Origin of the sequence: Corallococcus llansteffanensis (genome assembly GCF_003612055.1) — a bacterium.
In the GTDB taxonomy this organism is placed as follows: domain Bacteria; phylum Myxococcota; class Myxococcia; order Myxococcales; family Myxococcaceae; genus Corallococcus; species Corallococcus llansteffanensis.
Map to the genome: position 1 here is coordinate 1 of NZ_RAWB01000639.1, position 5,303 is coordinate 5,303.

At 58.6% G+C, this 5,303-nt stretch carries 5 protein-coding genes and 1 riboswitch; of the genes, 2 read left to right on the forward strand and 3 right to left on the reverse strand.

The genetic code is table 11. The features are described 5' to 3' along the window. Positions 1-792 (forward strand): molybdopterin cofactor-binding domain-containing protein (locus D7V93_RS37070; protein WP_147451535.1); only part of this gene is annotated, 792 nt, incomplete at its 5' end. Between the two features lie 299 nt (positions 793-1,091). Here D7V93_RS37070 and D7V93_RS37075 read toward each other — a convergent pair. The 3 genes from D7V93_RS37075 to D7V93_RS37080 form a co-directional block, all read right to left on the reverse strand. Beyond that, on the reverse strand, positions 1,092-1,661 hold the full coding sequence (locus D7V93_RS37075) for a hypothetical protein (RefSeq protein WP_120647838.1): 570 nt from the start codon (positions 1,659-1,661) through the stop codon (positions 1,092-1,094). Positions 1,662-2,352: 691 nt separating this feature from the next. Continuing rightward, positions 2,353-3,111 carry a hypothetical protein gene (locus D7V93_RS44655; protein WP_147451536.1) on the reverse strand — a complete coding sequence of 253 codons (759 nt, stop codon included), beginning with the start codon at positions 3,109-3,111 and terminating at the stop codon, positions 2,353-2,355. Beyond that, a complete protein-coding gene (locus D7V93_RS37080) occupies positions 3,108-4,709 on the reverse strand; it encodes an RNA-directed DNA polymerase (RefSeq protein ID WP_208723278.1) in 1,602 nt (533 codons plus the stop codon). The genes D7V93_RS44655 and D7V93_RS37080 overlap by 4 nt, the downstream gene beginning before the upstream one ends. Before the next feature lie 276 nt (positions 4,710-4,985). After that, positions 4,986-5,098: riboswitch (TPP riboswitch) on the forward strand. 42 nt (positions 5,099-5,140) lie between these two features. On the opposite strand from D7V93_RS37080, the gene D7V93_RS37085 reads away from it, so the two are divergent. Continuing rightward, positions 5,141-5,303: hypothetical protein (locus D7V93_RS37085; protein ID WP_147451537.1), on the forward strand; the 163-nt coding region annotated here is incomplete at its 3' end.

The following is a 5,303-nucleotide window of genomic DNA, read 5'->3' on the forward strand; positions in this document are numbered from 1 at the left end:
GGGCAGGGCATCGTGGATCTGCCGCTGGCCATCCCGGACATCCGGATGGAGAACTGCGAAGCGCGGGCGCACACGCGCATCGGCTGGCTGCGCTCCGTGGCGAACATCTACCACGCGTTCGCGGTGCAGAGCTTCATCGACGAGCTGGCGCACGCGAAGGGCGCGGATCCGCGCGACACGCTGCTGGAGGTGATGGGGCCCTCCCGCATCGTGACGCTGAAGGAACTGGGCGTGGCGAAGGTGCCGAACTACGGCCAGTCGTTGGACGAGCACCCGGTGGACACGACGCGGCTGCGGCGGGTGATCGAGCGCGTGACGGGGCTGGCGCGCTGGGACGAGCGCAAGCAGCAGGGCAGGGCGCTGGGGCTCGCGGCGCACCGCAGCTTCCTGACGTATGTGGCGGTGGTGGTGTCGGTGGTGAAGGACGCGAACGAGCACATCCGGGTGGACGAGGCGTGGATCGTCGCGGACGCGGGCACCATCGTGAACATGGAGCGCGTGCGGGCGCAGATGGAGGGCGCGGTGGTGTTCGGCCTGAGTCTGGGGCTGTACGGCCAGATCACGATGAAGGACGGTGCCACGGTGGAGAGCAACTTCCGGGACTACCGCCTGGCGCGCCTCGCGGAGACGCCGAGGAAGATCCACGTGGACATCATCCCGAGCGATGGCCGCCCCGGAGGCATCGGTGAGCCCGGAGTGCCCCCCGTGGCCCCGGCCCTGGCCAACGCCGTCTTCGCGCTCACGGGCACGCGGGTGCGCGAGCTGCCGTTGGTGAAGTCCGTGAAGGTGTGACCTGGACGGGGGAGCGGCAGCACTTCAGGACTCCGTCCTGCGGCGCTTCGCGCACTCCTGTTCGAAGGTTTCGAGTGCTCTGGGAACTGGGCGCCCGGGACGTCAAGCCGCTGGCGAGCGGCCCGGAGCCGTCTGATTCCTGCTGACACCCCGGGGGGCAGCGGGGCCTGAGCAGCATCGGAGGCCACGCGTCGGTCTATTTCCCCGACACGTACACGATGGACATCCGAACGCGCTGATCCGCGCCAGGGCCTTCGCAGGAGCCTGGAGGTGCTCCTGCGAAGGCAGGTCTGGCGCTGCTACTCGAACGCGGAGAAGGAGAACGTGGACTGGAAGTCCACTTCCGCGCCCTTGGTCGTGAAGGTGGCCGCGGCCGGGCCGCGCAGCACGACGTTGAACTTGCCGTTGAGGAAACGCGTGTAGTCGGCGTCGGGCATCGCCTCCGAGTCGAAGTCGACGACGAGCTCCACCGGGCCGGTGCCCGTGGGGTTCTCCACGTGGCCGGCGACGTAGGTGTTGTTGGACTCTTCCGTGAGGAACAGCACCTCCACGCGGCCGTTGAAGACCTCCGCCAGGGAGGTCACGCCCACGCTCCCCGCGCCCAGGGTGAGCGTCAGCTTCGTGAGCTCCACGCGAGACGGCGACTTGCCGTCCAGCTCCTCGCGCGCCTCGTCGACGAAGACCTTGTAGGGGTTCCCCGACTCGGTGGAGATGCCCTTCTGCGAGGTGACGGTGGCGTTGGCGGTGTCGGACGACTTGGCCTTGAGGTTGATGCCGACGGGCGCCGAGTACGACACCGGATCTCCACCGCAGCCGATGAGCGACAGGGTGGCGCACAGCACCAACGGGAGGACGCGGCTCAGCAGCATGGGGGACTCTTCTCAGTGGGAAGCGAGGGGCACGCCCGGCCTGCGGCCCCACTCACGGTCTGCACCGTCAGGAACAAGACCCCCGGACCTGCTTCCTGGCCACATTGACGGTGCTGACTTCGCGGAAGATACCCGCATCGTGTGTAGGCTTGCGTGGGAAACACTCCTAGGCTGTGGGACCGATGGGAAGCCCTCCCCGCAGGGCGGCCAAGCGTCCACCGTCATTGCCCGTTGTATGATGGCCTAGCGCGTGCGCACGAAGATTAGGTATCGGCTCAACGAAGATCACCGCTCATTCACGCCTCGGCTGATTGAATCGGGTCCACGGAGAACTGACAAGATTGAGCACCACTTGGGACCGAGCGCGGTAGTAGCCGAGCCTAGACTTCAGGGCGTGCTGACGCTCCGTTAACTCCTCAATGCTGGGTCGCGCCTTGGCGACCCGGGTGAACACCAGTTATTGGGAGGATCTCCTGCCCGTGCCGCGAAGCCTGACCGTAGAAGGGGCCTGGACAGGCATAGGGAAATCAGTTCGAGCAGGGCCAGTAGGCGTTAACTGCTCATGGGAGGGCATGGACTTATTCGCCCTCCATGCGGTCACGCAAAAGTGCTGTCAGGAGATTCACAGTAAAGCGGGAGAGTGGGGTTGAAAATAGTATATGGCAACTATTGTCGCGGGTAAATCTGAAGCTCAGAACGCATTCTCAGAGACCAAGTCGTTTGATTGAGTGAATGAGATTATTTCTGAAAACACGTCCAACGGGGTTCTTCCCCCGGACAGGCTAGGAATCCAGCTTTCGATGGGGACGACATGTATCGTGGCCCTACGTGGATTGAAGAGCCCAACACTGGTCCATCGGCGCTGGCCTGAGTTGAAGTCGAGTGCAAGATATGTGATTATTTGCCTTAGGTCTCTTCCAGAGGGCTTGCGCACAGTTGTCTTGACTTCGATCAAGCAGGTTCCGATTGAAAGGTCACCTTCGCATGAGTCGAGAACCCCTGCGCCCCTGAATCGCGGGGTGAACTCAATCGGAGAGGATGGGAAGAAAGCATAGAGGCTGCCGTATCTGACAAGAAGTTGGAGCGCTTCTTCTTGGTTTTCCAGGGAGGCGTTCTTGTCTAGGGATAGGGGCTTGTTGTTGTATTTGCTAATCAGCCTGCTGGCTTCTTTCCATGCTGCGGCAAGAAGATCTTGGCGGGATCCTGCGTCACGCGGATGAATGCCGACAGTGTTGGCGCTGCGAGCAATCTGGAAGGCGTACTCTGCGGCAAAATCCGCATGCTCAACTTCTTTTGCAATCGGGAGCAAATCTAGCTTCGCGCCGTTCTCTGCCGTGAGTTGGGTTTCATAGGTTGCGTTGAAGCGGCTCACGTAATGAGGAGTCAGAAGAGGCAGTAGTTCGCGCCAGAATGAGTGGAAAGAACTGGAAAAAGCGCGCTCAGAAATCACAGGGGAAAGCCTTTGTCTGTTTGGACCCGATTTCCTGCCCAGTCTCGAATGAGGATTTCGCTCTCAATCCAGGTTTTTTTCATGTACTTGCGCCAGTGGCTCCCTTCGTCCCCAAGGGAGTATGAGGCAAGGATGAATGCCCTGCGCTCCAGGGTCGACATGCGGTCGTATTTGGTTTTCACGTCGGACACCCAATCGTGGCGGCGCCAGTTTGACATGCAAATGATGATCATTCGCCTTATGAAAGGATTCGACGTTGCGTCCGACATTTCGGCTAGTATTTTCTCCTTCAGGGGTGTTCTGTTTTCCGACAAGGCTTGGATGTAGTATGATTGATTCACTTCGACCGACAGAAGGGGGGATTTCTTTTCGTGCAGTTCGCAGAGCGCGTTGTCTATCCGTCCCTGTATGGTGGGGCTGAGGTCTGAGTATAGTTTTCTTGTTATGCGCATTACATGCGCGAAGACGGGAGCGAGGGTGGCCAGATTCTCCGGATCCAGAAGAATCAGGATGGCTCCTTCTTGTTTCGTTTTATCCAAGGCCTGGATGGCCTGGATGGCTTGTCGAGTTACAACTGGATCTATATTTGTTTTTGAAATTTCTCGGCCAAGAATGCCGATAATGTCGATTTGATTGACAGCTCCCTTGAGGTGCTCGTAGTCCTCTGCGGCCGTCGGAGAGTAGGGATCGAATCGAATTGAGATGTTAAGCAGTTTCTGTTCATCTGTTGTTGTGGTTGCTGTAGCGGCAGGGTCTAGGAGGCCTGATATTTCTCTGAATTCAGAGGCCTCGAGTATTCTTGTTTTCTTCTTTTGAAGCACAAGCCCCTCGTTGAAGAGCTTTTCTGCCAGGAAGACGAGTGTCCTGTAGGCTTCTGCTTTATCCTGACAGAAGAATGCGTAGTCATCGGCGTAACGGCAGAACTTTATTCCCTTTCTGGTCAGGAGTGTGTCAACTCCGTTCAGGGCTAATTCTGCCAGGATTCGGGAGGCGGGTCCTCCAATTGGGAGGCCATAAGAGACATTCTTTGAAAACGACTCCAAAAGCTTCATTATGCGTTTGGGAATGTCTCCAGGGCTGGGCAATCTGGCCAATGCGTTCTCGATCCGATGGTGATAGATTCTTGGGTAGTAATCTGCAATGTCGGTCTGAACAACAAATGGATGGGTTTCGCTGAGCTCCATGCATCGGCGTCTGAAGTCGGACCATCCGCTGTCTCTGAAGAGCTTTCCGGTGTCTTCTTGCCACTGAAATCTATAAGAAAAAACTGTCTTGCTGGCCTCAGGTATGCGCTGGGACTCGATTTGATCGGCAATGCTGATAACCAGGGCAAGGTAATAGGCATTCCAGAAGGGCTCGATGAACGTGGCCCAACGAAATCCCGTATAGCCAACTTGGGTTAAGCTTAATACTGTTTCAGGAGGTCTTTGAATTATTTCTGAGTCAAAGTCTTGATGTGTTTTGATTAGTATTTCCGTCGCCTCTGCTTTTTTGTCGAAAAAAATGTGGTTTTCGAAGGGGAAAGGAAAGATATCGGTGTCGCCATGTGTGGCGACGTTGGTCAGTGCTGCTTTGATTGCGTCTTCAAAGGTTTTCATTTTTGGGCGTGACCGGCAGGGGCAGGGTAGAGTTTCTGAGACATGTCGGTTTTAGGTGTGTTGAGTTGTTTGTGCTTCGGGTTCGGGATTCGAATTTTGTATGTAATGTAGCTGGAATGGGTCAAGGGAAGTGGCAAATTTGTCTGTGGTCGGCGCAATGCAACGGGCGTTCCTGCTGAGGCGTGGCATCCCTCCCCGCAGGGCTGCCATACGTCCACCACGCCGGGCTGGACGCCGGTCCGGTTGAAGCCCGTCATCCCCTGCGCTACACCGCTCCGCAGTCGCTAGGGGCGCCTCCGGGAAGGGGGCTGAGACGGTCGCGTATCCGCGCCCGACCCTTTGAACCTGAACCGGTTAATGCCGGCGGAGGGAAGCGGAAGGGTGCTCCAGGCCCGTCCCGCCTCCCGTCCGTTCTTACGAGGAGCCGTCCGATGAGTGGAGCGTCCAAGAGCCTGAAGGTCGACGGGAAGGTGCTGGAGGGGATCAGCCGCGGCCCGCTTCCCGCCTCGCAGAAGGTCTACGTGTCCGGGACCCTCCATCCCGACATCCGCGTCCCCCTGCGCGAAATCGCCCAGACGCCCACCCGTCACCACG